Raw genomic sequence first — 22,159 nt, 5'->3', positions numbered from 1 at the left:
AAGACATTTCTTGGGGATAAGACGGTCCAAATCGGAAATTGACGGGGATAAGCCCGAATTTTCAGAGGTTTGTTAACCTTTGGCGGTCTTATCGAGCCCTTGAGCGAGTCTCACCCGCTGAATATGGCGGATTAACCGTCTTTCGACCCTAATCCGAAAAGCCCTGTCAGGCTGCGTTTCACAAGGCTGGTCACGGAAGGTCTCCGCTCGGTGTTGAAGGGTAGAGGGCGGCACACCTCCATCGCAGCAACGCCGACGCGGGCCGTCAGCGCGCCATTGATCACGCCCTCACCAAAGCGGCGCGACACTTTGGACAGCACACCCCCACCCGCAACTGACCCGATCAGATCGTCCCCTACCGCGACGGCACCCGTAGCTACCAAATGGGTCAGCACCTGTTTGGTCAAACGCCATGTGCCCAACGTCCCAGCGCGGCCTTCATAGATTTCAGCGATGCGGCGTATCATGCGCATATTGGACGTCAGCGCGGTAAATACATCGGCCAATGCCAGCGGCACAATCGCCGTCACGGTGGCAACTTGGCGGGCTGCGGCTTCGACTTCCAGTCGCGCACGGGCATCCAGCGGCGCAAGGATCGTGCTCTCAGCCAACCCCAGTAATCCATCGGCGTCCAATATGTCCGCCTGCTTGCTGTTAAACTCCTCGCGGCCCCAGCTGGTGTCATCTCGATTGCGATAAAGCGCAGTGATTTGCCCCGTCACGCTGCGTGCACGGGTCAAATTGCCATCCGCCAAAGCCCCGGCCGCGCCCGTCTGAATGCGATCAACGCGACGCAAACGCGCAAACGCCGCAAACTCGCGCACAGCAATCAACAACAACACGCCGCAGAACAACCCCGTGAGGCCAACCGCAATCCACCCCAAAACCGGAGAGCGATCCAACAGCCCCATAACGAAATCCCACGCCGCAACACCAACGAAGAACCCAACGAGAGAGACCAACAGCCCCCAGAACCAACGCGCCAGTCGGTTCGGGCGCGCAGCGGCAAGGCTGGCGACCCGTTGCATGGCTGCAGGTGTCGGTGGCAGATCAACGTCAGGGACCGCAGGGGCATCCGCAGGCGACGTGGTGTTTGGTTCATCAAGGTCAAACAGGACCGGACCCGATTTAGATGTCTCCGTCATAACTTATCCCCCAACAGGAACTGCACAGCTTTATCGAGCCGAATATGTGGTGGCCCATCGCCAGGATTTAAGGTCAGTGGCGCGGGGGCAAAGCTCATGACTTGGTAATCCGCGTTCAGCCATTTTTCAGCACCCGCACGGGCTGGGCCCAACAAGTGTGCGGGATCATCAGGCAAGGCACCGGGGTAGAAGGCCGCGTGTTTGTCGCTGCCCAGCAAGTGCCCACGCACCACGCCCAATGCCGCGCCGTTGTGGTTGCGGGTGTCCTCAACGGTGGTGCGAAGGGCGGCAATCGACATCGCTTGTGTGGTCGCACCCGAAAATTCCGCACGGTCTTTTGCGTCGCGCAGCAAGGCCTGCGTGATGGCTGTTAGCTGCGGGTGTTGTTGATGGTGCAAATGGTCGGCTTTGGTCGCGGCGAACAGGATCTTGTCGATGCGTCGCCCCTGAAACAGTCGCGTCAGGAACGAATTTTGCCCCGGACGGAAGGCCGACAAAATATCCGCCATCGCACCGCGCATGTCTTCAACAGCTTGCGGCCCCGCATGGATCGCCCCCAAAACATCGACCAACACTACCTGACGATCCAAACGCGCGAAATGGTCGCGAAAGAACGGGCGCACGACATTGCGTTTGTAGCTGTCATAACGACGTTCAAATTCTCGCCACAGTGATTTGCGCGACGGGTTATTGACCAAAGGCAAAGGCGCGAACGTCAACACCGGCGATCCTTCCAGATCGCCGGGCATAAGAAAACGACCGGGCGTGCAATCTGAAAACCCAGCCTCGCGCGCAGCGGTTAGGTGCGCGGTATAGGCGGCCGCGATGTCTTGTGCTTGCGGTTCCTCGAACCCCTCTGACGGATCACAACCTGCAAGCGTTTCGGTAAAACCTTCGCCAGCAGGACGCCCCGTGACACGGCCCAGCGCCTCAGCCGACCAAGTGGCGAAATCTTTATCCATCAACGACAAATCCAGCAGCCATTCGCCGGGATAGTCGACAATATCCAGATGCACTGTGCGCGGCCCTTGAAACGAACCCAACAACCCTGTCGGCTGGACCTTCATCGACAGGCGCAATTCGGAAATCCGCTCTGTGCCCTTGGGCCAATGTGGTTCCTTCGCGGTCAACGCAGCGAGGTGGTTTTCGTAATCAAACCGAGGGATCGTATCATCTGGCTGGGGCTGCAAATACGCCGCCTTGATTGCACCGCTGGTTGCCGCCTGAAACTGTGTCATCCGCCCACGGTTCAGCAGGTTCGCAACCAATGACGTGATAAACACGGTCTTGCCCGCGCGGCTTAACCCCGTGACCCCCAACCTAATGACTTGATCACCAAACGGTGCTGTCAGCCGGTCTGTAATGTCGGCAATCACCACGACAACCCCTTTTGATATCCAATTCCACCCAAGATAAGCGTGGCTTACCGTGATGTGTAGGGATTGAATTCGCGCAAATCTCCCCCTAAGCCGCAGGTATGCCCCGTTTTGCGTTGAAAATTGAATATGATGGCGTGCCGTTCTCTGGATGGCAGCGCCAAAATGACGTGCCCTCGGTTCAGGGCGCGGTTGAGGACGCTTTGGCCAAACTGGAAAAGCGCGATCACACAATTGCCGCCGCAGGCCGGACGGATGCAGGGGTGCATGCTTTGGGTCAGGTCGCGCATTGCGACATGGAAAAACCGTGGGACCCGTTCCGTTTGTCAGAAGCGTTGAACTATCATTTGAAACCGTCGCCTGTGGCCATTGTTGCCTGTGTGCAGGTCGATGATGAATGGCACGCGCGGTTTTCCGCGGTTGAACGGCGCTATCTGTTTCGGCTCGTGTGCCGCCGTGCGCCGCTTGTGCTTGAGGCGGGTAAGGTCTGGCAGGTGAGCCAGACTTTGGACGGGGATGCAATGCAGGCAGGGGCCGATCGCCTTTTGGGGCAGCATGATTTCACGACGTTCCGGTCTTCGATTTGTCAGGCCAACAGCCCCTTGCGCACCTTGGATGAATTGCGTGTTGAACAGGTCGCGCGCCGTGATGGGGCGTTGGAGTTCAATTTCCATGTCAGGGCGCGATCCTTCCTGCACAACCAAGTGCGCAGTTTTGTCGGAACCTTGGAACGCGTCGGCGCGGGCGCATGGACGCCCGATGACGTGACAGCCGCGCTTGAGGCCAAGGATCGCAGCAAATGCGGCCCCGTTTGCCCGCCCCAAGGCTTATATCTGGCAGACGTCACCTACCCCGACGCGCCGTTCGCCTAATCATTATCCGTCAATCCAGCCCCCGCCCCGCCCGCGCGTGAGGTTTCGGTTTCCGGGACAAGGGTTTTGCCGGCTAGCCCCTCGAGGTGCTTCATCAGTTCGGATGGCATTGCGCGCCGCCCAAGGGGGGCATGGGCCACTGGCAATGCGTGATGGAATTTTTCGAACACCGCGCCAGTCTCGTTGGCCTGCCAATGCACTGTCTTGGCGAGCCGTGTTTCATAGAGTGCGACATAGGCTTTAATCATCGCGTCTTCGGTAACGACCTCGCGGGGGCCGCGCCCTGCCAATACCAAATCCAGCGCCGTCGGTAGGTTCACCGCCGCGCTGTCCAAGATCGGGCAGCGGGTCAACGCATCAAGGTCCAAATAGGCCGCGGCGGCGGCCAAGTCTTCGCAATAGCCCAGCGGTACAGAACCACCACGCGCGGCTTTTAAAAATAGGGTCGCGATCTCGTTTGCAGAAAGCTCCATCATGCGTCCCCTGCGAAAGTGGGCAACCACCAGTCATCGGCGTTGTCAGCTGTCAACTCATCCGCCAAAGGCGCGCCCTGACACAAGGTGATCCGCGTCCAACGATCTGACTTTGGATCGAACTTTGCGGCACCAAAAAATGCCAACTTGCAGCGCAGCATATCAATTGGAAGACATTCTTCGCCAATCAGGTTGTCGCGAATTTCGCTATAGGGCGCATGGGCCAGCGATTGAACGCGCCGTACAGCAGATCGGTGATGGGGGTGGATCGACAAAAAATCCGCGACGGTTCCTGTGCGGGGCAAATCCTTACCCATTCGACAGACTTGTCGTGCAACATCCAACGGGCTTTCAAGCTCGGCGCCCGGTTCTTCGTGGCGCAGCCCAAGACGGGGTTCTGCTTTGGCCTCAGAGACATACCAGAACTGAGAGCACGCGTCCTTTGCATCAAAGTCCCTCTCAGCCCACGCCCAATCGCGGGCCAGCAAAGCGTGAAGGTCGGCGCAGGTCATGGTCGGGGAAAGCGCAGGAATTTGATCGGTTGCCATGTCGTCACATAGATCATCCACCAGCCCCCCAAAGGGTTCGATCATCAGCGCAGCGAGCAGTTCTTGCGTGTCGATCGAAACACCCGCCGCTGCGTGCCAAAGCCTGTCCAAAGGATCGACGCCCGACATCAGGTCAGGCGTCATCAGCCCAGCAACCTGAGGCCACTCACGGCGCATCACGTCAATTCGAGATTGACCAATCGCGTCAGGTACTTGCCATTGCGCCAAATGTTCAGCGGCGCGAATGGTAAGCGTATAGATCTGTTCGATCTGATCGGATGACAGCGCGGGAATTGCTCTTACCCGTGCCAAGGCTGTTTCGCGGGCTGTGATCCATGCGTTCAACAATCTCGGGTGGGACACAAGGAACGGAGCCATGCCCAATCCCGTCGAATTGCCGATCCCAAGGTGTCGCTTCAAGTTGGGGTCAAGCGTTGCGCCTGCGATATGTTCGACAAGATCATGGGTAAACTCGCGGATCAACCAAACGGTGAGCATTTCGGCCATGAACGGTCCGCCCAACCCTGGCCTATCGGCGATGACGCTGCGGTCCGCGATGCCAAACTTACCGTTGCCGTAAACGGCGGTGGTGCGCATGAGATACCCTGTTTGCCCCACCAAATCCGCGTCGGGTTGCAGGCCAGCTTGCAGCCGTTCAATCACATGTGCAAACAACCTAACCGATTTATTGGCACGACTAAGAACAAGGTCGCGTTCGGTAAAACGCGCGGCCTCTTGTTTCGGGGCGTTTATTGCGATGCGTGCAATTTCTGCCGCGTCAGGCACGCCATCATATAGGACATAGGTCGTATCCCACGCGGTCGCGATTACGCGGTCCGTGCGTTGCTCTGGCGGCAGATCCGTTGAGACTGCAATCAAAGAATACGTAAATCCACCCAGATCGACGCAATAGACGGCGTGGCCAAATCCCTCAGCGTCGATGTTCCAAATCGGACGCGAAACCTTAGCACGCTCGGTGGCCAAACGCCGCAACAAGGTCCGCAGAAAAGACAATCTCGTCGGGAATGATGCTCCCATGCGGCGCAGGCGCATGACGTCCGATGGTGGACGTAAATCAACTATGGCGGCCCCGCCCGTCATCCCACCTCTGGGCCGAAACTCTCGGCGTAAAAGCGGTGCCAATTGTCACCCATGATCCCATCGACGTCCGATTGGGGCAGCCCCACAGCCAGCAATCCTTTGGCAACATTTCCAAAATCACGATTGTCATTGAACCAAACCGGCATAGGCGGAAATCCTGGAGCAGCGGCAGATCCTTCGCCATAATCCATTGCTTTGGACCACCGCCCGACCCGCATCCATTCAACAACGCTGTCTGGTTGATCTTGGCACAAGTCAGTTCCGATCCCGAGGTTTTGAGCGCCGTAACGGTCAGCCGCATCGGCAATCATCTGACAGAAACTTTCGAGGGTGCAGTCAGACCCACCCGCAAGATGGTGAGGATAGATAGAAAACCCGAGCATACCACCCCGAGCGACAAGCGCCTTTAGGACGGCATCATCAAAATTGCGCAAAGCCGGATGCCACCAACTTGGGTTGGCGTGGGTAATAGCGATCGGTCGCGACGACGCATCGATGGCTTCCAATGTCGATCTATCGCCAGAATGGCTCATATCGATAACCAGCCCAACGCGGTTCATTTCAGCGACGGCCTGACGGCCAAATCTAGTCAGGCCAGTGTCGTCATCCTCATAACACCCAGATGCCAGAAGCGATTGATTGTTATAGGTCAACTGCATGAACCGCACGCCCATCTGATGGACGATTTCGATCAGGCCGATGTCATCCTCAATCGGGCTAGGATTCTGGAACCCGAAGAAAATTGCGGTCCGCCCCGTTGCCCGTGCTGTTTCCACATCCGCCGCCGTCGCGGCGCGCATGATCAGATCGGGGAATTGTTCGAACCGCTTGTTCCATGCTTCTAGCTGCAACACCATTTCACGAAAGCTCTCGTGGTAAACGATTGTGACATGCACCGCGTCCACACCGCCCTCGCGCATTTGGCGGAAAATCTTCTCGGACCAGTTCGCGTATTGCAGATTATCAATCAAATATCCCATGCCGTCATCCTGCCCCCGACTGCGATGCGGGTAAAGTGCATGGGCGACGTCAAAACGCACGGAATCGCCAATATTGTGATCGGCAATGCAACGCTTACGGCTGCTTTGTCATTTCACAGCCCCGCGCAGTGCGGTAGGTAAGGCCTAACAAAACAAATCAGGCGCGAGCGGAACATGCGCAGTTCACATAGAATACTAGCACTCTGCCTGCTGATCGCCCCTTCGGCGCTCGTGGCGCAGGATGTGACGTTAGAGCTCCCGGACACAGCGGCCGATTTACGGGCGACGCTGCGCACCGCATCATTAACGATGACACTGGAAGACGAAGGCACTGAATCGCCGCAGGATTATGTTGCCGCTGCCCGTGCCGACTATCGCCGCCTGTTAACGGGGCTCTATGCCGAAGGGTACTACGGCGGCACGATCTCGATCCTTGTGGATGGTATCGAGGCCGCAAACCTTGATCCATTAATCACACGCAGTACGGTTTCAACAATCGTCTTGCGGGTTGATCCCGGCCCACGGTTCACGTTTGGACGCACCGATATTGCCCCCCTCGCCAGCGGCACCGAATTGCCCGAAGCGTTTAGCACGGGTAGCACGGCACGGTCCGACACCATAGGCGACGCGGCCGGCGATGCTGTTGCCGCATGGCGCAGTAACGGTCACGCCTTGGCGCGCACATCTGGACAATCTATCACCGCACGCCACCCTGATCGTGAATTGGACGTTTCTGTCGCAATCGAGCCTGGACCGGAACTGACCTTTGGAAACATCGCCGTCGAGGGCAATTCGGCGGTGCGCACAGAACGTGTTCTTGCGATTGCGGGCATCCCGACGAACGGTTTCGATCCTGCAATGATTGATCGCGCCGAGGACAACCTGCGCCGCACGGGGGCGTTCACTTCTGCCGCCGTTATCGAAAGCGACACCGCTGTGGACGGCACCCTACCAGTAACCATTGCAGTGGTGGAACAAACGCCGCGCCGTATCGGGTTTGGCGCTGAGTATTCCTCTGTTTCAGGTCTAACACTGTCGAGCTATTGGCTGCACCGTAATCTATTGGGCGGGGCTGAACGGCTTCGCGTCGATGGGGAAATCACTGGGCTGTCAGGCGGCACAGGCGGTATTGACTACAGCCTTGGGGCAACGTTCCTGCGGCCAGCCACGTTCCGACAAGATACCGATTTCTACATCAACGCCAGCGCGGAACAGCTGGACGAACCCACCTACTTTGAACGCGATATCAGCGTTGAAGCCGGCATTATTCGCCGCATCCGCGATGATGTAATTTTGGAATACGGGCTGGGGATTGAGGTTGGTGAGATTTCGGACGACTTGGGTGATCGCAACTACGAGCTGATTTACCTACCTATTGAGGGAACACTGGATCGGCGCAACGACGCCTTTGATGCGACGTCAGGATTTTATGCCAATCTGTCCATTACGCCATTTGTCGGTTTTAATGACACCGACAGCGGCGCGCGTGTTGTCGGCGATGGCCGCATCTATCGCAGTTTCGGTCAAGACGATCGATTTACCCTCGCCGCGCGGGGGCAGCTAGGCGCGATTTTTGGCGCTGATGCCGAGAACGTACCATCAAGTTACCTTTTCTATTCGGGCGGCGGCGGCACGGTTCGCGGGCAATCCTACCAGTCTTTGGCCGTTGATCTGGGCGGCGGAGATGAAATCGGGGGCACCGCTTTTGTCGGGGCCCAATTGGAAGCACGGGTCGGCGTAACTGACACCATCGGCTTGGTCGGTTTTTATGACGCCGGGTATATCGGGTCAGACCCGCTAAACCTCGGAGAGGGAGATTGGCACAGCGGCGCAGGTTTAGGTGTAAGATACGACACAGGCATCGGACCAATAAGACTTGATCTTGCTACGCCCACCAGTGGGGACGATGCCGGCAAACAGCTCGAAATCTATATCGGTATCGGGCAGGCATTCTGATGCGCAGACTGCTGGCAATTTCTTTGGTTGTTTGGGTCGGTGTTGCGCCAGACCCTGCCGCGTCTCAAACCAACGAAGATGATCGGGATTTCATTACCGGCCTAATTGAAGACACCGTCTCAAGCGAGGACCTTACGGTTCGGCTGGATAATTTTCAGGGCGCGCTGAGTTCCCAAGCGACAGCTGACGCAATCACCTTGGCCGACGCTGACGGGGTTTGGTTGCGCCTTGATGGGCTCACGATAACATGGGACCGATCCGCGCTTTTGTCTGGGCGTGTTGAAATCGAAGAACTGAGCGCCGAGCGCATCGAACTGTTCCGCGTCCCAGCATCAGACAGTGAAAACGATCTGCCATCAGCTGCCGCTGAACCGTTCACCCTTCCGGATTTGCCTGTCTCCATCGACATCGACGCTGTGACCGCTGATGAGATTATCTTGACGCAGGACCTGTTGGGCGAGGCAATACGCGCCCAGTTTTCGGGCGAAATGGTTCTTGGGGGTGGCGCAGGGAGTGCAAAGCTCCAGTTGGAGAGGATCGATGAAAAAGTCGGCGCGTTTGACATCGACGTCGCCTATGAGGACGAAAGTCGCCAGCTGGCGCTCTTTCTAAGCGCCCAAGAAGGCGAAAACGGGATTGCGGCACGGCTGCTTGACCTGCCAGAACGCCCATCCGTGCGGTTGGATATCGCAGGCGATGCGCCGCTCGATGACTTCACTGCAAACCTCGCGTTGGCCACCGATGACGTTGATCGGGTGACGGGCACCGTTGCCCTGTCGCGCGAGAGCGGATCACTCGACCAGAACTTTGCGATCAACGTGAGCGGGGACGTGCGACCACTTTTGGAGTCCCAATACGATCCGTTCTTTGGAACAAATACTGTTTTGCGGCTCGAAGGCACCCAGCTTGGGGCTGGCGGCGTCGACCTGTCCGACCTCACGATTGCGGCGGACCAGATTGCCCTGCGCGGCACGGCCAGCTTTGATGCATCTGGGTGGCCGGAGGCAATCGATCTGCGCGGGCAAGTCGGATCGGGCACCCAAGAGCCCGTGCTTTTACCTATCGCAGGAAGCGAAACCGAAGTCCGCAGCATGTCATTGGATGTGACTTATGACGTCGAAGATGGGAACGAATGGACCGGCGCATTCGACATCGTGTCGCTGGAACAAGACGGTCTTTCGATTGATACTTTGGCGCTTTCGGGTGGCGGCATTATCATCCCGGGAGCGAGCGAAACGCGGGGACGGTTCACTGCGGATCTGAACTACGCAGCACGAGGGTTCGCGCTTGCGGACGCCGCATTATCCGAGGCACTCGGACAGGATATTTCCGGCACGCTGAGCATGGGGCGCCTTGAACAGGAACCGTTTGTGATCAATGCGATCACTCTTGAGGGTGCGGGGCTTTTGGTGAGCGGAAACGCAATCGTCAAAGGGCCTGATGATCGCTTCTGGACGCGGGCGCAAATGACCGTGGATGCTGCTGATCTGTCCCGCTTTGCCGCACTCTCGACCCTCGATCTTGCCGGTGCGGGAAAGATTGAGCTTTCTGGTGACGTGCAGCCCTTTGACGGCATTTTTGAGCTGTCCATCGGCGGTCAGACGACGGACCTCTCATTTGGCATTGATCAGGTTGACCCGTTGTTGACGGGCGCATCGACGGTCGCGTTGCGCGTTGATCGCGACACCAGCGGCATGCGGCTGCGCAATGTGCAGGTGCAGTCCCAAGGCGTAGAGGCGTCGGGACGTGGCGAAATCACCCCAGAAAGCGCAACCGCGACCTTGCAAGCCGCGCTTACGGAACTGGCGTTGATAACCCCGTCACTGTCTGGCCCCGCGATATTGAACCTAGATGTTGAAACCGACCAAAACGGTATTATTACCCTTGATACGACGGCCTCCGCACCGCGGGTTGACGCGGTCTTTCAAGGCACCGCAACACCGCAAGACGAAGGTTACATTGTTCGCGGCGATGGCACCGTGTCGGCCAGCGACCTAAGCGCCTATGGCGCGGTTGTCGGACAACGCATGGCGGGCGGGCTATCGGTTGATCTGGATGGAACATACGTCACCCAAACAGGTGTGCTGGACGCGGATGTGGTTGCCCAAACGCAGAACATCAAAGTGGCGTCGACGGCCCTCGATCCCGTTTTGGCTGGGCTTGGGCGGATCACTGCGGGCGTCAGCCTTTCGCAGGCTCGTCGTTTGCGCATTGATGCTTTGGATGTGGTGTTCCCGAACTTGACGGCGCAAGGCGCGATCACCTCGACAGGAAGCGACACCGTGGCGAACCTATCAGCCAGATTGCGCGACATTTCTTTGTTTGTGTCCGACTTTTCAGGGCCCGTCGTGGCCGAAATCGCCGCCCAACAAGATAGCGCAGGCTGGCAGGTTTCTGGCGACGCCACCGGACCCAACAATACATCCGCCCGCGCAACGGGACGGGTTTCAAACGCGGGCATTTTCGATATGTCTGTTGCGGGATCGGCCCTCATGGCGCTGGCAAATATTTACATCGCGCCACGCCAAATCAGTGGATTGGCAGAGTATGACCTCACCATTCAAGGGCCTGCAGAACTCAGCTCGGTGCGCGGGCCAATTCGCATCCAAGATGCTCGATTTATTGCACCTAACTTTCGACAAACCCTCGAGGACATCAACGGCACTTTGACGTTGGCGGGCGGAACCGCACGCTTTGATCTCATCGGGCAAGGTTCCACAGGTGGCGATCTCAGCATCACTGGACCCATCGACCTTTCCGCCCCCTACCAAGCAGCGATCGCGGTCGATATCTCGGATTATGTTCTGCAAGATTCAACCTTGTACCGAACCACGGCACAGGGTCGGGTTTCGGTGAACGGCCCACTGGCGGGTGGTGCGACCATCGCCGGTCGGATCGATCTCGGGGACGTGGAAGTGCAAGTCCCATCGACCGGTGTCAGTGCATTGGGCAGCCTTCCTGCGGTCACCCATTTGGGCGTTCCGATGGACGTGCAGCAAACGCTAGCGCGCGCAAGCGTTGGCGTTACAGCATCCGAAAGTGAAACGGCCCAAGGCGGCACGGACTATCCGATCGATCTGCTGATACGCGCACCTTCGCGCATTTTTGTGCGGGGGCGCGGTTTGGATGCAGAACTTGGCGGGCAGTTGCGCATGACCGGAAGCACCAGCAATATCATTCCAATCGGCCGTTTCGAACTTGTCCGTGGGCGGCTCAATATTCTGGGACAACGTTTCGAACTAGATGAAGGCTACGCCGAACTTCAAGGCGATTTCACGCCTTACCTGCGACTTGTCGCGACGACCGAAGCCGCGACTGGGACTGACATCAGCATCATCGTTGAAGGTTCGGCGGATGATATCGAAGTGCTCTTTGAGAGCTCACCAGAACTGCCACAAGATGAAGTTCTTGCGCAGCTGTTGTTTGGCCGTGATCTGTCCTCAATTTCACCATTGCAGGCGGTACAATTAGCGTCGGCTGTGGCCACGCTTGCTGGCAACGGCAACGGTGGGCTGATCAATAACCTGCGCGAGGGGCTTGATCTGGATGATTTCGACATTGTCACCGACGAGGACGGCAACGCCGCCGTCCGCGCAGGGAAATACATCTCGGACAATGTTTACACCGATGTGACAGTGGGCGCGGATGGCTCGTCCGAGATCAACCTCAACATCGATATCGACCGCAATTTTACGGCCCGTGGGTCCGTGGCCAATGATGGCGAAACCAGCGTCGGCATCTTTTTTGAACGCGACTACTAGGCCAACTCTCGCGCCGCCCCGACAGTAACGCTCGACACCTGTTCAGCTTTGGGGTTGAATCGATGTGTCATCTGACCTCAACAAGGCGCACAAATGAAAATGCAACGTTCCACAAGAATTGGGCCTTCTCTCCTGGTGGATTTCGCCTGCCTTAAGGCTGCGCCATGACTGCGATTGGGCTTGATCTTGGCGGCACGAAAATTGAAGCGCAGATTTTTGATGCGGACTGGCAGGTCGAGGCCAAACGGCGCGTTGAAACACCAAAGGATTATGCCCCGCTGCTGACCTCTATTACCGATTTGGTGGCTTGGGCGGACGACACAGCAGGGACGAAACGACCCATCGGGATCGGAGCGGCTGGCCTGATCAATCCGCACACAGGCAAAGCCCTGACTGCAAATATCTGCGCCAATGGCCAGACAATCCATACGGACATCGCACGCGCCCTTGGACGGGATGTAACCTACATCAATGACAGCCGCGCTCTCACCTTGTCAGAAGCTGTGTTCGGCGCTGGCAAAGCCCATGCGACGGTTATGGCCGTGATCCTTGGCACGGGCATCGGTGGCGGGATCGCGGTTGATGGCAAGCTGCGATCTGGCGCAACCCACACCGGCGGAGAGTTCGGCCATACGTCCCTGCCCGCAGACCTTGTGGCACAACACGGGTTGCCATTGGTACCTTGTGGTTGCGGCGCCGTCGGCTGTGTTGAAACTTATGTATCCGGTCCGGGCATGGAACGTCTGGCGTTGGCCCTGACTGGAACTACCATGACAACCCACGAGATCGCGGCGAAAGGCACACCTGATGCTGTGAGGGTCTGGCTGGTCTGGCTCACATTGGCCGCCGATCTTTTGCGAAACCTTATTTTGACCACTGATCCTGATGTCATTGTTTTGGCAGGCGGGCTCAGCAATATTGCATCCATCACAGATGATCTGGCACGAACGACACGCGACGCCCAGATCGGTGATTTTGCAATTCCCCCAATCGTTTTAGCCCAAGGCGGGGACGCCAGTGGCGCAAGAGGAGCGGCCTATGCCGCATGGCAAAACGCAAATGACTGATACATGGATCGCCCCAGACCAGCTTTTTGATGGCACAGCGTTGCACGACGGTTTGGCCGTGCGCGTGCAAGATCAAATAGTAACTGAAATCGCGCCCGCGCCAAGGTCGGCACTGACGTTTCGCGGCACCCTGACACCTGGTTTCGTCGACCTGCAGGTGAATGGCGGTGGCGGCGTTATGGTCAATAGCACCCCGACCAAAGACGGGCTAAGATCCATCGCAGCGGCCCATCGTGGTCTGGGCACAGTCGCCATACTGCCAACCGTCATCACCGATCGCCCAGATGTTTTGGACCAAGCCGCGAACGCCGCAATTGCCGCCTTTGGGCAAAATGGCATCATCGGATTGCACATCGAAGGGCCGCATATTTCAGTGGCACGTCGTGGAACGCATTCCGCCGATTTCATTCGCGATCTGGATGATCGCACGATGGATATCATTGCAAAACTACGCGCATTGGGAATGCCCGTGAAGATCACCCTCGCGCCTGAGGCCGCACAGCCGGCCCAGATTTCAGCGCTGGCCGCAACGGGGGCCATAGTGTCCTTGGGCCACACGGATGCATCGGCGCAAACGATCATCTCTGCTATTGATGCAGGCGCTACCTGCGGGACCCACTTGTTCAATGCCATGTCCCAGATGACGGGCCGCGCGCCCGGTGCGGTCGGGGCCTTAATCAATTCGGAGTGCCACACTGGCATCATTTGCGACGGTCACCATGTGTCCAACGAAATGCTAGGACTGGCGATCCGCGCACGTCCCTGCCCTGACCGGATGTTTCTCGTCTCGGATGCGATGGCGACGGTCGGAGGGCCTGATCATTTCAATCTCTACGGCAACACGATCTCCGTGAAAGAGGGCAAGCTCGTCAACGCAGAGGGCAACCTTGCGGGCGCACATGTGTCCCAAGCTGAAGGGGTTCAGCGATTGGTGCGTGATGTTGGACTAGACCTACAAGCAGCGCTGCGAATGGCCATAACGACACCTGCGACATTCATCGAAAGGCCCGACCTTGCGACGATCATCGGACGCAACATCGCAGACCTTATATTGTTGTCGCCGAGCCTCGACTTTCAAGGCCCCCTTAGCGCGGTCGCTTAACCGCGGTCTTCGAACATCTGGCGCGACACGATGAGGTGCATGATTTCATTGGTGCCTTCAAGAATTTGGTGAACCCGCAAATCCCGCAGGATTTTTTCAATCCCGTAGTCTGACAAATACCCGTAACCGCCATGAAGTTGCAGCGCGTCATTGGTCACATCAAACGCAACATCCGTAACAAACGTTTTCGCCATGGCGCAGTGTTTTACGCGGTCATGGGCGCTTGTATCCAACTTCCACGCGGCCTGACGCAGGAACACCCGCGCCGCCTGAAGCTTGATCTCCATCTCGGCCAGCTTGAACTGTAAGGCTTGGAACTGATCGATGGTTTTACCGAACGCCTTACGCTCACCGGTATAGGTCAGCGCCGCATCCAAAGCGGCCTGTGCGCCCCCCAATGCCGACGCAGCGATGTTCAATCGACCGCCGTCAAGACCCGCCATTGCATAGCTGAAACCACGGCCTTCTTCGCCAACCAAATTGGCGGCAGGCACTGCGCAGGCATCAAATTGCACTTGCCGTGTCGGTTGCGCCCGCCAGCCCATTTTTTCCTCTAAGGCACCAAACGACAGACCATCAGTGCCGTCTTCGACCAAGACAGCGGAAATGCCACGCGGGCCGTCCTCACCTGTGCGCGCCATGGTAAGATAGACGTCAGAATAGCCGCCGCCGGAAATGAACGCCTTGGTGCCTGACAGCACATAGCCCGCATCATTCTTTTCCGCCTTTGTGCGCAACGCTGCCGCGTCCGATCCAGACCCCGGTTCTGTCAGGCAATAGGACGCGATCTTTTCCATGCTGCATAGTTTAGGAAGCCATTCGGATTTCATGCTCTCGGACCCGAATTTGTCGATCATCCCTGCACACATATTGTGAATCGAAATGAACGAGGCGACCGACGGGCAAGCCATAGAAAGGGCTTCAAACACCATCGTTGCATCCAGTCGGGACAGACCAGATCCGCCGTACTCCTCAGAGACGTAGCACCCAGCAAGACCCAGAGACGCCACCATCGGCCACAGCTCTTTAGGGATAGTGCCTTGTTTTTCCCAATCCGCAGCGAAGGGCGCGATGTGTTCTTGGCCAAACTGATAGGCCATGTCGAATATCGCGGTCTGTTCTTCAGTTAATGCAAAGTCCATGACGCCCTCCTTTTCGGTTATTATTCCATCACTGGGATTGAAAATTCGCCGCCTTCTTTGATGCCTGACGGCCAACGAGCGGTGACTGTTTTGGTGCGTGTATAGAATCTAAACGCATCCGGCCCGTGCTGGTTCAAATCGCCGAACACAGATTTCTTCCAGCCGCCAAAGGTGTGATAGGCCAAAGGTACTGGGATCGGTACGTTGATCCCGACCATGCCGACATTGATCCGGTTCGCGAAATCGCGAGCCGCATCACCGTCGCGCGTATAGATCGCGGTACCGTTGCCGTATTCATGATCCATCGCGAGGCCGATTGCCTCTTCGTAGGACTGAGCACGGACACAGGTCAGCACAGGGCCGAAAATCTCGTGCTTGTAGATGTCCATGTCTTTGGTGGCTTTATCAAAAAGGTGCGGCCCGATGAAATAGCCGTCCTCATAGCCCTGCAATTTGAAATCGCGTCCATCAACGACCAGCTCAGCACCTTGATCGATGCCAGTTTGCACGAGACGTTCAATATTCGCCTTGGCTGCGGCAGTAACGACGGGGCCGTAATCCACATCCGCGCCGGATGTATAAGGGCCAACTTTGAGCGCTTCGATACGTGGCACCAATTTTTCGATCAAGCGATCCGCGGTTTCGTCGCCCACTGGAACCGCAACAGAAATCGCCATACAGCGTTCGCCTGCCGCACCGTAACCAGCACCAACCAGCGCATCAGCAGCCTGATCCATGTCAGCATCCGGCATAATGATCATGTGGTTTTTCGCACCACCGAAACACTGAACGCGTTTGCCGTTGGCACACCCTGTTGAGTAGATATATTCAGCGATCGGTGTTGACCCAACAAAGCCAACTGATTGGATCACGTCGTGATGCAGGATTGCGTCAACAGCTTCTTTGTCGCCGTTAACGACCTGAATAATACCTTTTGGTAGTCCGGCTTCTTCCAAAAGTTCAGCCAACATCAAAGGAACGGACGGATCACGTTCGGACGGTTTTAGGATAAACGCATTGCCACACGCGATGGCGGGCGCAAACATCCACATCGGGATCATCGCAGGGAAGTTGAATGGTGTAATACCAGCGGTGACGCCCAACGCCTGACGCATGGAATACATATCAATGCCGGGGCCTGCGCTATCTGTGAAATCGCCCTTAAGCAGTTCTGGCGCACCGATGCAGTATTCAACCACTTCAAGGCCACGCTGCACATCGCCAGCCGCATCAGGCAGGGTCTTACCGTGCTCGCGGCTCAGGGCTTCTGCAAGTTTGTCCATGTTGTCGTTCAACAACCCGACGAATTTCATCAGAACGCGGGCGCGACGTTGTGGGTTAGTGGCAGCCCACGCTGGTTGCGCGGCTTGTGCGTACTTGACCGCTTGGTCCATCTCTTCGGCGCTGGCCAGCGGGCATTTCGCCTGCACTTCACCAGTTGCCGGGTTCATAACATCGGAAAAACGACCAGAGGTCCCTTTGACGTGGGCGCCGTTCATAAAGTGCGTGAGTTCTTGCATTGCCGTGCTCCTTTGAGATTTAGCACAACGATACCCTTGCAAAAAGACCTGCGAAAGGGGCAAGATTTCAAAACAGCTTTGCATTTTTGCAAAACGCGACTGACAGAGAATTGGAAACCGACGTGGCACACAACTGGGATGATCTAAGGCTATTTCTAGCCGTCGCCCGCGAACAGGGCTTGTCGGGTGCTGGCAAGGTCGTACGTTTGGACCCCGCCACATTGGGCCGGCGTGTGGCGCGGCTGGAAAAGGCATTACAGGTCGCGTTGTTTGTAAAATCACCGCAAGGCTACGCGTTGACCACGGCAGGTGAACAACTGTTCACCCGCGCCGAAGCCGCCGAACAGGCGATGATCCTCGCGACAGCAGACGTCGCGGACCAAAGCGACCACCTTAGTGGGCAAATCCGGATCGGCGCACCCGATGGCTGTGCGAACTTTGTCTTGCCGCAGGTTTGCGCGCACATCGTTGAGGACAACCCAGAGCTCGACATCCAGATTGTCGCCCTGCCCCGTGTCTTTAATCTATCCCGCCGCGAAGCTGATATGGCCATCGGCGTAAGCGCCCCAACGGCCGGCCGTTTGGTTGTGCAAAAAATAACGGACTACAAACTGCATTTGGCCGCATCGACCCGCTACCTTGAGTCCCGCCCGCCGATTTCCAATGTCGCGGATCTCAAATCACATCGGATGGTAGGCTATATCCCCGATATGATTTTTGACCGCGAATTGGATTATCTTGCTGAACTTGGACAAAGCCGCGTGCCGATGGCGTCCAATTCTGTTTCCGTGCAGGTCAACATGATCCAACAAGCAGGTGGCGTGGGTGTCATGCATGACTTTTCGCTGCCCGCAACGCAGGACGTGCGGCGTATTTTGACCGATGACATCAGCCTCACCCGTTCATTCTATCTGATCCGCCATGCAGACGATCAACGAAACCAGCGTTTGGCGCGCTTTGCTAAGGCGCTCGTCAGCGGATTGCGAAGCGAAGTTGAACGACTTGAAGCGCAGGCAATATAGTTCTGCATGTTCCTTGCATTGCCGCTCTCTGCGTTCCAGAAAGATGCGGACAAGAAACACCAACACCTGAGGATCCCATGAAATTATTGCGCTACGGCCCGATCGGCCAAGAAAAACCCGGTTGCCTAGATGTTGACGGTCGTGTGCGTGACCTGTCGGGGCATGTCGATGACATCGCAGGCGATGCTTTGCTGCCAGAGACAATTGCGCGCCTTAAGGGTTTGGATGTTTCAACCTTGCCCGTCGTGGACGGCACCCCGCAAGAGGGCCTGCGCCTTGGGGCCTGCGTCGCCCGATCAGGCAAGTTCGTCTGCATCGGCTTGAACTACGCCGATCACGCCGCTGAAAGCGGTCTTGAAGTGCCGCCAGAGCCTGTGATTTTCAGCAAATGGACGTCATCCATTGTTGGCCCTGACGATGATGTCGTCATTCCCCGCGGATCTGAGAAGACCGACTGGGAAGTTGAACTGGGCATCGTCATCGGTAAGGGTGGATCCTACATCGATGAGGCTGACGCGATGGACCACGTGGCGGGCTTCTGCGTTATCAATGATGTGTCAGAACGCGCCTACCAAATTGAACGCGCAGGCACTTGGGATAAGGGCAAAGGTTGCGACACATTCGGCCCCATTGGCCCATGGCTTGTGACCCCGGACGAAGCTGGCGATCACGACGACCTCGCGATGTGGCTCGAAGTGGACGGCACGCGCCATCAAAACGGGTCCACATCGACAATGGTCTACAAAGTTCCGCACCTGATTTCTTATTGTTCGCAGTTCATGAGCCTGCAACCAGGTGATCTGATTTCAACAGGTACGCCCCCCGGTGTGGGGATGGGCCTGAAACCGCAGAAATACCTGAAGGGTGGCGAAACGATGCGCCTAGGGATTGACGGTCTGGGTGTTCAAACTCAATCAGTGCGCAAGGCTGATTGATTAGACGTTTGCCCAACCGCCATCGATGACATGGGCAACACCCGTGGTGTATCCGCTTTCATCTGAGGCCAAATAGGTCACCAATGCCGCGATTTCCTCGGCTGAACCGATACGTCCGATGGGCTGGCGCGCGATAAAGTCCACTCGGGCTTTGTCGTAGTCACCCGTATCCGCGAGCCGTTTTTCCAATGACGGGCTTTCGACGGTTCCCGGGCAGATCGCATTGCATCGAATGCCTTGGGTGATGAAATCAGCTGCGATAGATTTTGTCAGCCCGATAACGCCCGCTTTGGTCGTGCCGTAGACGAACCGATTGGGCGCTGCGATGATGGATGATGCGACAGACGACATGTTAATCACCGATCCGCCGCCATTGGCGATCATACTTGGCAAAAATGCGCGGCACATCCGGTACATCGCCGTCAGGTTTAGCCCGAGAGATGCTTCCCACTGGTCTTCGTCACAGTCCAAAATCGTTCCTGATGCCACAAACCCCGCGCAGTTAAACAGCACATCCGGAGCGGGCAACGCGTCCAAAGCTTCGGCAATACTTGTTGGATCACAGACATCCAGCCGATGGGTTTCAAACCCTTCATCGGCCATTGCGGCCAGTGTCTCGGGGTTCACATCCGTTGCAATGACCCGTGCGCCCTCTGCTGCCATCGCGAGCGCACTTGCGCGGCCGATCCCCTGCCCCGAACCTGTGACCAAAGCGGTTTTTCCTGAAAGTCTTGCCATCTCATCTCTCCCTTATCTTGAAGGGAGCCTATGTGAGGCGGCAAACAACTTCCATCACACTTTGAAGAACGACCCAAACAAAAAAGGCCGCGCGTTCGATGTGAACGCGCGGCCTTAATTTAAGTGTCTAACGGCTTAGCCAATAATGGCGTTCAACGTCGTGGACGGGCGCATAACTGCTTCTGTTTTTGCAGTGTCTGTGCGGTAGTAGCCGCCTAGATCAGCCGCGCCGCCCTGTGCTGCTGCCAGTTCCGCGAGGATCGCCTCTTCGCCGTCAGCAAGCGCTGTTGCGATTGGTGCGAAATGCGCAGCCATGTCAGCGTCGCTGTTCTGCGCTGCTAGGGCTTCGGCCCAGTAGCGTGCAAACCAGTAGTGGCTGTCACGGTTGTCAGGCTCACCAACCTTACGGGACGGTGAACGGCTGTTGTCGAGGATGCCTTGTGTTGCAGCATCAACGGCCTGACCCAAAACGCGGGCCTTGTCGTTGCCCTTGGCATCCGCCAAGAACTGCAGGCTTTCGCCCAACGCACAGAATTCGCCAAGGCTGTCCCAACGCAGGTGGTTTTCTTCGACCAGCTGCTGAACGTGCTTAGGTGCAGAACCACCAGCGCCGGTTTCAAACAACCCGCCACCGTTCATCAATTTCACGATGGAGAGCATCTTTGCGGAAGTCGCCAGTTCGAGGATCGGGAACAAATCCGTCAGGTAGTCGCGCAGAACGTTGCCTGTGATCGCGATGGAGTTCTTGCCCGCAGTGATGGTTTCCAGTGACGCGCGTGTCGCTTCGCGTGGGGCCATGATGGTGAACTTGTCTGCCACGCCTTTTGCTTCAAGGATTGGCGTGACGTATTTGATCAGTTCAGCATCGTGGGCGCGGTTCGCATCCAGCCAGAAGATCGCTTCGCAGCCTTCGGCCTTTTGACGATCAATCGCAAGGTTTACCCAGTCTTCGATCGGCGCTTTGCGCGCAGACGCAGAACGCCAGATGTCGTTTGCTTCTACCTTGTGCTCGTGCAGGACTGTGCCGTCATCAAGGATCATCTTTACGGTGCCAGCCTCGGCCATCTCGAACGTTGTCGGGTGGGAGCCGTACTCTTCCGCTTTTTGCGCCATCAGACCGATGTTCTGAACAGTGCCTGCAGTTGCAGGGTTCAGTTTACCGTTCTCTTTAAAGAACTTGATGGTCTCGTCATAGACAGGTGCATAGGAATTGTCTGGGATGACGCAGTTGCTGTCGCCTTCTTTGCCATCCGGGCCCCAGCCTTTGCCGCCTGCGCGGATCAGGGCTGGCATGGAGGCGTCGATGATAACGTCAGAAGAGACGTGCAAGTTGGTGATGCCTTTGTCGGAATCAACCATGTACATCGGTGGGCGGGATGCGATGCAGGCGTCGATGTCTGCTTTGATCTCTGCGTTGCCGTCAACACGGGCCAACAGATCGCCCAAACCAGCGTTCGGGTTCACACCCAGATCAGCCATCGCTGCGCCGTGCTTTTCAAAGACAGGCGCGAGAAATGTTTTTACCGCGTGACCAAAGATGATCGGGTCGGAGACCTTCATCATCGTTGCTTTCATGTGCAAAGAGAACAATGTGCCGTCGGCCTTTGTTTCTTCGATCTGAGCGGCAAGGAATTCGTTCAGCGAAGCGGCGCTCATGAATGTTGCGTCAACAACGGTGCCTGCTGGGTAGGAAACGCCCTCTTTGAGGACTGTTTCGCCAGCGTCTGTGACAAGAACGATTTTTGCAGTCGCTTCTTTATCGAGCGTCGCTGAGACTTCGTTGGAGAAGAAGTCATTGCCGGACATGGACGATACTTTGGTCTTGCTGTCGGCGGACCACTCACCCATGCGGTGCGGGTTGTTTTGTGCAAATGTCTTAACGGCCTTGGCCGCGCGACGGTCAGAGTTGCCTTCACGCAAGACAGGGTTCACAGCGGAGCCCTTCATGCCGTCGTAACGGGACTGAATGTCTTTTTCTTCTACGGTGCTTGGCGCATCTGGGTAATTCGGAACGTCAAAGCCTTTGGCCTGAAGTTCAGCAATCGCGGCTTTCAACTGTGGAACAGATGCGGAGATATTCGGGAGCTTGATGACGTTTGCTTCTGGTGTTTTCACCAGACGGCCCAGTTCGGCTAGGTCATCGGATTGAAACTGCTCTTTGGTCAGCTTCTCTGGGAATGTTGCCAAGACGCGGCCAGCAAGGCTGATGTCTTTGGTGCCAACAGTCACGCCAGCAGCAGCGGCGAATTTTTGAATGATCGGCAGGAACGACGCGGAGGCCAGTTCTGGCGCTTCGTCGACTTTGGTGTAGATGATATCTGACATAGGAATCCCCTTGCATGACGTTTGACGGCTTATTAGCCGACGCAACCGCAAAGGTCTACAGTATACCGTTGTATACGGATGCCACGCGGCAATTTG

16 protein-coding genes are annotated in these 22,159 nt (G+C 56.9%); 7 read left to right on the top strand and 9 right to left on the bottom strand.

Translation table 11 applies throughout. The features are described 5' to 3' along the window. Window positions 1-131: 131 nt before the first annotated feature. On the bottom strand, window positions 132-1,145 hold the full coding sequence (locus KO486_RS15620; RefSeq protein WP_216038198.1) for a TIGR01620 family protein: 1,014 nt from the start codon (window positions 1,143-1,145) through the stop codon (window positions 132-134). Then, window positions 1,142-2,524 (bottom strand): YcjX family protein, encoded by a 1,383-nt coding sequence (locus tag KO486_RS15615; RefSeq protein ID WP_303435284.1) that lies wholly within the window; start codon window positions 2,522-2,524, stop codon window positions 1,142-1,144. The genes KO486_RS15620 and KO486_RS15615 overlap by 4 nt, the downstream gene beginning before the upstream one ends. A gap of 98 nt (window positions 2,525-2,622) precedes the next feature. Here KO486_RS15615 and truA point away from each other — a divergent pair, with 98 nt between their 5' ends. Beyond that, window positions 2,623-3,393: a tRNA pseudouridine(38-40) synthase TruA gene (gene truA / locus KO486_RS15610; RefSeq protein WP_216038197.1), complete on the top strand. Its 771-nt coding sequence runs from the start codon at window positions 2,623-2,625 to the stop codon at window positions 3,391-3,393. Here the strand turns inward: truA and KO486_RS15605 are convergent. Genes KO486_RS15605 through KO486_RS15595 form a run of 3 tightly spaced genes read right to left on the bottom strand, consistent with a single transcriptional unit; the run spans window position 3,390 to window position 6,495 of the window. After that, window positions 3,390-3,869 carry a DUF3726 domain-containing protein gene (locus KO486_RS15605; RefSeq protein ID WP_216038196.1) on the bottom strand — a complete coding sequence of 160 codons (480 nt, stop codon included), beginning with the start codon at window positions 3,867-3,869 and terminating at the stop codon, window positions 3,390-3,392. The two genes, truA and KO486_RS15605, sit on opposite strands and share 4 nt — an antisense overlap. Beyond that, entirely contained in the window at window positions 3,866-5,452 is a 1,587-nt protein-coding gene (locus KO486_RS15600) for a hypothetical protein (RefSeq protein ID WP_252734837.1), read from the bottom strand. Before KO486_RS15600 ends, KO486_RS15605 begins: the two co-directional genes overlap by 4 nt. Before the next feature lie 59 nt (window positions 5,453-5,511). Beyond that, window positions 5,512-6,495, bottom strand: coding sequence for a membrane dipeptidase (locus KO486_RS15595; protein WP_216038194.1), 984 nt, complete (start codon window positions 6,493-6,495; stop codon window positions 5,512-5,514). A gap of 174 nt (window positions 6,496-6,669) precedes the next feature. Between KO486_RS15595 and KO486_RS15590 the strand changes: the two genes are divergently transcribed. From KO486_RS15590 to KO486_RS15575, 4 genes are all read left to right on the top strand, one after another. Beyond that, window positions 6,670-8,451 (top strand): autotransporter assembly complex family protein, encoded by a 1,782-nt coding sequence (locus KO486_RS15590; RefSeq protein ID WP_216038193.1) that lies wholly within the window; start codon window positions 6,670-6,672, stop codon window positions 8,449-8,451. Then, on the top strand, window positions 8,451-12,212 hold the full coding sequence (locus tag KO486_RS15585; RefSeq protein ID WP_216038192.1) for a translocation/assembly module TamB domain-containing protein: 3,762 nt from the start codon (window positions 8,451-8,453) through the stop codon (window positions 12,210-12,212). The genes KO486_RS15590 and KO486_RS15585 overlap by 1 nt, the downstream gene beginning before the upstream one ends. Window positions 12,213-12,376: 164 nt before the next feature. Beyond that, window positions 12,377-13,279 carry an ROK family protein gene (locus tag KO486_RS15580; protein ID WP_216038191.1) on the top strand — a complete coding sequence of 301 codons (903 nt, stop codon included), beginning with the start codon at window positions 12,377-12,379 and terminating at the stop codon, window positions 13,277-13,279. Next, window positions 13,272-14,381: an N-acetylglucosamine-6-phosphate deacetylase gene (locus KO486_RS15575; RefSeq protein WP_216038190.1), complete on the top strand. Its 1,110-nt coding sequence runs from the start codon at window positions 13,272-13,274 to the stop codon at window positions 14,379-14,381. Before KO486_RS15580 ends, KO486_RS15575 begins: the two co-directional genes overlap by 8 nt. Here KO486_RS15575 and KO486_RS15570 read toward each other — a convergent pair. Further along, a complete protein-coding gene (locus KO486_RS15570) occupies window positions 14,378-15,523 on the bottom strand; it encodes an acyl-CoA dehydrogenase family protein (protein ID WP_216038189.1) in 1,146 nt (381 codons plus the stop codon). The two genes, KO486_RS15575 and KO486_RS15570, sit on opposite strands and share 4 nt — an antisense overlap. Window positions 15,524-15,543: 20 nt before the next feature. Next, complete coding sequence (locus KO486_RS15565) at window positions 15,544-17,043, bottom strand: CoA-acylating methylmalonate-semialdehyde dehydrogenase (protein WP_216038188.1); 1,500 nt, start codon at window positions 17,041-17,043, stop codon at window positions 15,544-15,546. A 122-nt stretch (window positions 17,044-17,165) separates the two neighbouring features. On the opposite strand from KO486_RS15565, the gene KO486_RS15560 reads away from it, so the two are divergent. Beyond that, a complete protein-coding gene (locus tag KO486_RS15560) occupies window positions 17,166-18,065 on the top strand; it encodes a LysR family transcriptional regulator (protein ID WP_216038187.1) in 900 nt (299 codons plus the stop codon). 77 nt (window positions 18,066-18,142) lie between these two features. Further along, entirely contained in the window at window positions 18,143-19,000 is an 858-nt protein-coding gene (locus tag KO486_RS15555; protein WP_216038186.1) for a fumarylacetoacetate hydrolase family protein, read from the top strand. Here KO486_RS15555 and KO486_RS15550 read toward each other — a convergent pair whose 3' ends face one another. Further along, window positions 19,001-19,738 carry an SDR family oxidoreductase gene (locus tag KO486_RS15550; protein ID WP_216038185.1) on the bottom strand — a complete coding sequence of 246 codons (738 nt, stop codon included), beginning with the start codon at window positions 19,736-19,738 and terminating at the stop codon, window positions 19,001-19,003. A gap of 135 nt (window positions 19,739-19,873) precedes the next feature. After that, window positions 19,874-22,063: an NADP-dependent isocitrate dehydrogenase gene (locus KO486_RS15545; protein WP_216038184.1), complete on the bottom strand. Its 2,190-nt coding sequence runs from the start codon at window positions 22,061-22,063 to the stop codon at window positions 19,874-19,876. Between the last annotated feature and the right edge of the window lie 96 nt (window positions 22,064-22,159).

Origin of the sequence: Octadecabacter sp. B2R22, from assembly GCF_018861045.1 — a bacterium.
Taxonomy (GTDB): domain Bacteria; phylum Pseudomonadota; class Alphaproteobacteria; order Rhodobacterales; family Rhodobacteraceae; genus Octadecabacter.
Note: the sequence above shows the minus strand (reverse complement) of the source record. Positions and strands in the feature narration are given on the sequence as shown.

Excerpts from the sequence above, each read along its gene's own strand:
- KO486_RS15570 (WP_216038189.1), bottom strand. The coding sequence starts at position 15,523 with ATGGACTTTGCATTAACTGAAGAACAGACCGCGATATTCGACATGGCC.
- KO486_RS15580 (WP_216038191.1), top strand. The coding sequence starts at position 12,377 with ATGACTGCGATTGGGCTTGATCTTGGCGGCACGAAAATTGAAGCGCAG.
- KO486_RS15590 (WP_216038193.1), top strand. The coding sequence starts at position 6,670 with ATGCGCAGTTCACATAGAATACTAGCACTCTGCCTGCTGATCGCCCCT.
- KO486_RS15595 (WP_216038194.1), bottom strand. The coding sequence starts at position 6,495 with ATGGGATATTTGATTGATAATCTGCAATACGCGAACTGGTCCGAGAAG.
- KO486_RS15565 (WP_216038188.1), bottom strand. The coding sequence starts at position 17,043 with ATGCAAGAACTCACGCACTTTATGAACGGCGCCCACGTCAAAGGGACC.
- KO486_RS15545 (WP_216038184.1), bottom strand. The coding sequence starts at position 22,063 with ATGTCAGATATCATCTACACCAAAGTCGACGAAGCGCCAGAACTGGCC.
- KO486_RS15620 (WP_216038198.1), bottom strand. The coding sequence starts at position 1,145 with ATGACGGAGACATCTAAATCGGGTCCGGTCCTGTTTGACCTTGATGAA.
- KO486_RS15550 (WP_216038185.1), bottom strand. The coding sequence starts at position 19,738 with ATGGCAAGACTTTCAGGAAAAACCGCTTTGGTCACAGGTTCGGGGCAG.
- KO486_RS15585 (WP_216038192.1), top strand. The coding sequence starts at position 8,451 with ATGCGCAGACTGCTGGCAATTTCTTTGGTTGTTTGGGTCGGTGTTGCG.
- truA (WP_216038197.1), top strand. The coding sequence starts at position 2,623 with ATGCCCCGTTTTGCGTTGAAAATTGAATATGATGGCGTGCCGTTCTCT.
- KO486_RS15600 (WP_252734837.1), bottom strand. The coding sequence starts at position 5,452 with ATGGGAGCATCATTCCCGACGAGATTGTCTTTTCTGCGGACCTTGTTG.
- KO486_RS15555 (WP_216038186.1), top strand. The coding sequence starts at position 18,143 with ATGAAATTATTGCGCTACGGCCCGATCGGCCAAGAAAAACCCGGTTGC.
- KO486_RS15575 (WP_216038190.1), top strand. The coding sequence starts at position 13,272 with ATGACTGATACATGGATCGCCCCAGACCAGCTTTTTGATGGCACAGCG.
- KO486_RS15605 (WP_216038196.1), bottom strand. The coding sequence starts at position 3,869 with ATGATGGAGCTTTCTGCAAACGAGATCGCGACCCTATTTTTAAAAGCC.